Below are 5,150 nucleotides of genomic sequence, written 5' to 3'. Positions count from 1 at the left end.
GAGAAAACCTGCTGCGTCAGCTGGAGCTGGGCGTTCTGGATGCCGCGCTGGTGTATCAGCCCGAGTATTGGCCGCGTCTGCAGGTCGAGCAGATTCTCGAAGAAAAGCTGATTCTCGTGCGCCTGGCCGGCAAGCCAGATCCTTATGTGTACATCGATTGGGGCGCTGACTTCCGACGCCAGCACGACGCCGCCCTGCCGGAAAAAGCCAAGGCTGCGCTGAGCTTCAATCTTGGCCCGCTGGGCCTGCAGTACCTTCTCGAAAACGGCGGCAGCGGCTACTTCCGCACCCGCGTCGTGCAGAGTTATCTGGATAGTGGCGCCCTGGAACGGGTGCCCAAGGCGCCGGAATTCAACTACCCGACCTATCTGGTCTATTCGCGCGATCGTGACTCGCCGACACTGCAACGCGCCTTCTACCTGCTGCGCGAGTTTATCGACTCCGACGAAGACTGGTCGCAACGCTGGGACCCGCTGACCTGAAACCGGTTTGCACCGGATCATGGCCGTTGTGTCCTCAAGGTTCGGTCCGTCAAATCACCGGGATCGGCTAATCTGAAAAAGATAACAATAACGACAGGTGATTGCAGTGAGGCAGACCACCGAAGGATTCCGCAGCCGTTACCGCGCCGACATTCATCCGCTCTACAACCCTTGGCTGCACGGCGCTTTTGTCCTGTTGTTCGGGGCGCTGGCGATCAGCGCTTTCTGGAGCACCGTACATCAGGTGCGGCCAACAGAATGGCTGGCGGTGCCCGTCACGCTGCTGCTGTTCAACCTCGGCGTGTATATGGTGCATCGCCACCTGGGTCATCATAGAAAGGGTTTCGCCCGGCTGTTTTATGCCCGCCACGCCGGCGACCACCACAGCTTTTTCACCCCGGGCCACATGACCTACGACAGCGCCCGCGACTGGCGGGTGATACTGTTTCCGGCATGGCTGATCGTGCTGCATACCCTCGCCGTCGCCCTGCCCCTCTGGTGGCTGCTCAAGCACATCAATACCAACATCGCCGGATTGGCCGGCGGCCTTCTTGTCCTCGGTTACCTGGCTTATGAAGTGTTTCATGCCTGCGAGCACCTGCCGTCGCGCAACCCGGTCACACGACTGCCGTGGATCCGCCAGATGCGCCGACTGCACGAGTTGCATCACCGCCGCGAACTGATGCAGGAGCGTAATTTCAACATCGTTTTCCCGCTGATGGACTATCTGTTCGGCACCCTCTATTGGGAGCCGGAACCTGCGCCATTGAACCTGACGAGAACACCCATGACCCGCATGCAGCATCAGATTGTCATTGCCGGAAACCCGATCGATGTACTGGCCTACGCCAGCACCGTGACCCTTTGGCCGCAATGGCATCCGTCGTCGCTGCATATCGATGGGCCAAAAGGCCCGTTACATGCCGGCGCACGTTTCGAAGAGGACATCCGCGCTGGTGGCCGCGACGGACACTTGCGCTGGGAGGTAGCGGAGTACCTGCCCGGACGGCGCTGGAGCGCCCGGGCCCAGGGTGATCATGGCCTGTCGCTGGTGGTGACCTATGCATGCGATGCCGAGGGCAACGACTCACGTTTCGTCCGCACCCTGGAATATCAATTCAGCGGCCTGGCGATGCGGATAGCCAACCGGTTGCTGCTCAAGCGCCGCATCGATCGGGAATCGGCGGCGTCGATGCTGGCATTGCGCGACATGGCGCAGAAGTATTTGACGGCGACAGGAGTCGGCGCGTGAGCAGAGCCTTCAAATGCCTGTTGCTGGTCATCGTCGCCGTCGGTGCCTTCCTGCTACTGATGCCCACCAAGGTGCGGCCGGTGGCCTGGACACCACAACCCGCACCGCCCCTCGACAGCGGAATCTACGCCGACAATCAGCGACTCAAGGACGTGGAACGCGTGGGTGCCGCAAACATCGACGGGCCGGAAGCCCTGTTGCTGGAAAACGACACACTCATCACCGGCCTGCACGACGGTCGCCTGATCCGCACCAGCCTGGATGGCAAGACCACCAAAGTCCTGGCCGTTACCGGAGGCCGGCCATTGGGTCTGGCCCGTCATCCCAATGGTCTGCTGGTGATCGCCGATGCGGTCAAAGGCTTGTTGTCCCTCGATGCCCAAGGTCGCCTGGTGGCCCTGGCCACAGAGGCCGGCGGCGCTCCCTTCGGTTTTACCGATGATGTGGCGATCGACAAACCGGGTCACTACGCCTATTTCAGCGATGCTTCGAGCCGGTTCGGCTATGGCCACGACGGTGAGGCCGTAATCGAACATGGTGGTGACGGTCGCCTGCTGCGTTACGACTTCCAGACCGGCAAGACGTCGGTTGTGCTGGATAAGCTGGAGTTTGCCAACGGCGTGACCCTGGGGCCGGACGATGCCTATGTACTGGTCAATGAAACCGGCGCCTACCGCATCAGCCGTTACTGGCTCAGCGGCCCCAAGGCCGGCACCCATGACCTGTTCATCGACAACCTGCCAGGGCTGCCGGACAACCTGTCGTTCAATGGCCGCGACCGCTTCTGGGTGGCCCTGTATGCCCCCCGAAACGCCTTGCTCGATGGCACGGCGGCCCATCCGTTCGTGCGCAAGATGATCGTGCGAGCCATGACCGTATTGCCCAAGCCCGTGGAAAAACGCGGGTTTGCCCTGGGCCTGGACCTTGAGGGCAAAGTGATCGCCAACCTGCAGAACGGCAGCCGCGACAACTACTCGCCCATCACCACGGTGCGCGAGTATGGAGACTGGCTGTATTTCGGTTCACTGAAAGCGCAGAACATGGTGCGATTGCCGTTGAGCAAGGCATTGCAATGAGCAGGCCCCCTTCCTGAATTCTCCGCAAAACCCATGTGGGAGCGAGCTTGCTCGCGATGACTGAGGCACATTCAATATCACTGCTGACTGACCCTCCGCTATCGCGAGCAAGCTCGCTCCCACAGGGACAGCATTCAGTTCACCGGAAAACTCGGGATGGGTCATGAGGCACCTCGTTGAGAGCCATAACATTGGTCTCTGAGCATTCGAGGTGCCGGTTCTGGTTGCCGTTCCAGCCGTTCAGCCACAGGTCATCGGTGGCAGGCTGGTGGGTCAGGACGACGAGCCAAGTTGCCTGACGATCTTGTCCTTGACCTGCAAACGCACCTCCTTGAGCCTCCTTACCATGTCATCGTTGGACTTGGCCTCCTCTGCTTTCACCACTTCGGCATCCGCCTGGGAATACTTGTTAAGCAGTGAATCCAGTAACGGATCCTTGGTGCGTTTCTGCTGGATTTCTTCCTTTGAACGTTTCAGATCCTGATAAAGGTCATGGGGCACCGGCATGGAACACCTCCGTTTGTTGATCGGCAGCGAATCGCGATCAATTGCGTTCACCAACTATCAGAATGGCCTCGGTCAGCCCGTTCTGTCGACCACCTGTCAGACCAGCGGTGTCCGTTCGTCGTCCTGTCGCCAACCTGATAACACCTTGCCTGCGCCCACACCTCCACCGGTTTCAGCCGTTAAGCACCGTGCGCACCATTTGCCTGAGTGCTTCGGGATTGTAGGGTTTGCTCAGCAGGTGGGTGTCGGGGCTGAGCTGGTGATTGCGCGAGATGATGTCGCGGGTATGCCCCGAGGTGAACAGTACGGCTACCGGTGGTTCCTGCACCTTCGCCCAGGCCGCCAGGTCCGAACTCTTGATCAGGCCGGGCATGACCACGTCGGTGAATATCAGGTCCACCGCCAACCCTTCCAGCAACATTTGCATGGCAACGTCACCGTTGGTGGCCGTGAGGATCTGATAGCCCTCTTCGCGCAACAACTCCACCACCGACCCCCGTACAGCCTCATTGTCTTCGACCACCAGGATGCGTTCGTGCCCACCCCGTTGCGGCACGTCAGGGCTCAGCGTTTCGCTGGGTGGCGCGCGCAAGGTGCGCGGGAAGTACAACTGCACCCGAGTCCCCTGCCCGACGCCGCTGGCAATTTCGATATGACCGCCGCTCTGTTTGACGAAACCAAACACCATGCTCAAGCCCAATCCGGTGCCCTGCCCGTCGGCCTTGGTGGTGAAGAACGGCTCGAACGCCTGGGCCAGCACCTGCGGCGGCATGCCGACGCCGGTGTCCGCCACGGACACCCGCACATAGTCCCCGGCGGCAATACCTTTTCCCGCGCAAAATTCGCGATCAARGACGATGTTTTCCGCGCAAATGTCAATCCTGCCCTCGCCTTGAAGGGCGTCACGGGCATTGATCGCCAGATTGAGAATGGCGTTTTCCAGTTGATTACGATCGACAAACACATTCCACGAATCTTCGGGGGCCGTCATGTGCACCTGAAGGGTTTCACCCAAGGCACGCAGCAACAACTCCGCCAGGCCATCGAAAATCTGCCGCAGTGTGAAGACCGCAGGCGATAACGGTTGGCGACGGGCGAATGCAAGCAATTGCGAGGACAGCTTGGCACCGCGCTCGACGGCGGCAATCGACGCCGCGACCCGGCGCTGCACATTGGTGTTACCCGGCTCATGCCGCGCGAGCAGGTGCAGGTTGCCGGCGATCACTTGCAACAGGTTGTTGAAGTCATGGGCCACGCCACCAGTGAGGCCGCCGATGGCTTCGAGTTTCTGTGACTGGCGCAGTTGTTCTTCCGCCGCCAGACGCGCCTCCACCTCATCAGCCACCCGCTGTTCCAGGTTACGGGTGAACTTGAGCAGGGACTCTTCGGCGATCTTGCGTTCGTGAATATCGATCAGCACACCAGGGAAACGAAACGCCTCGCCTTGCTCATCGAATTCGCAGCAACCGCTGGCGAGCACCCAGAAGTAACTGCCGTCGGGACGCTGGATCCGGTACTCGACGTTGTAGGGTTCGCCAGTCTCGACCGACAGCGTGACCCGTTCCTGGACCCAGCTACGGTCGTCCGGATGGGTCCGCCCTTTGGCGATTTCCTGTGACAGGTTGCTCAGGTCATGCCCGGGTGGATAAGAGAACGTGCGAGCGAATCGCTCATCACCCGACAACACGTTGGTCTTGATGTCCCAGACAAAGGAACCGAGCAAGGCACCGGCGTTCAATGCCAGGCGCACCCGCTCGTTATCCGCACGATAAGCGTCTTCAGCCAGTTGTCGCCGGCGCTCGGATATCACCCGCTCCGTGGTTTCCACAACCA

At 60.4% G+C, this 5,150-nt stretch carries 5 protein-coding genes; 3 read left to right on the top strand and 2 right to left on the bottom strand.

What is annotated here, in order from left to right; translation table 11 throughout:
* From AC1DRN_RS29585 to AC1DRN_RS29575, 3 genes are all read left to right on the top strand, one after another.
* A partial coding sequence (locus tag AC1DRN_RS29585; RefSeq protein WP_477786901.1) for a LysR substrate-binding domain-containing protein occupies positions 1-482 on the top strand: 482 nt, incomplete at its 5' end.
* Between the two features lie 106 nt (positions 483-588).
* On the top strand, positions 589-1,734 hold the full coding sequence (locus AC1DRN_RS29580; RefSeq protein WP_223462853.1) for a sterol desaturase/SRPBCC family protein: 1,146 nt from the start codon (positions 589-591) through the stop codon (positions 1,732-1,734).
* A complete protein-coding gene (locus tag AC1DRN_RS29575) occupies positions 1,731-2,810 on the top strand; it encodes an SMP-30/gluconolactonase/LRE family protein (RefSeq protein ID WP_223462852.1) in 1,080 nt (359 codons plus the stop codon). Before AC1DRN_RS29580 ends, AC1DRN_RS29575 begins: the two co-directional genes overlap by 4 nt.
* Before the next feature lie 273 nt (positions 2,811-3,083).
* Here the strand turns inward: AC1DRN_RS29575 and AC1DRN_RS29570 are convergent, their stop codons facing one another.
* A complete protein-coding gene (locus tag AC1DRN_RS29570) occupies positions 3,084-3,317 on the bottom strand; it encodes a DUF465 domain-containing protein (protein WP_223462851.1) in 234 nt (77 codons plus the stop codon).
* A gap of 172 nt (positions 3,318-3,489) precedes the next feature.
* A partial coding sequence (locus tag AC1DRN_RS29565; protein ID WP_477786900.1) for an ATP-binding protein occupies positions 3,490-5,150 on the bottom strand: 1,661 nt, incomplete at its 5' end.

The organism is Pseudomonas sp. P5_B3 (assembly GCF_056400405.1).
The sequence above is the reverse complement of the archived record's forward strand: the minus strand, read 5'-3'. Positions and strand labels throughout refer to the sequence as shown.

Excerpts from the sequence above, each read along its gene's own strand:
- AC1DRN_RS29570 (WP_223462851.1), bottom strand. The coding sequence starts at position 3,317 with ATGCCGGTGCCCCATGACCTTTATCAGGATCTGAAACGTTCAAAGGAA.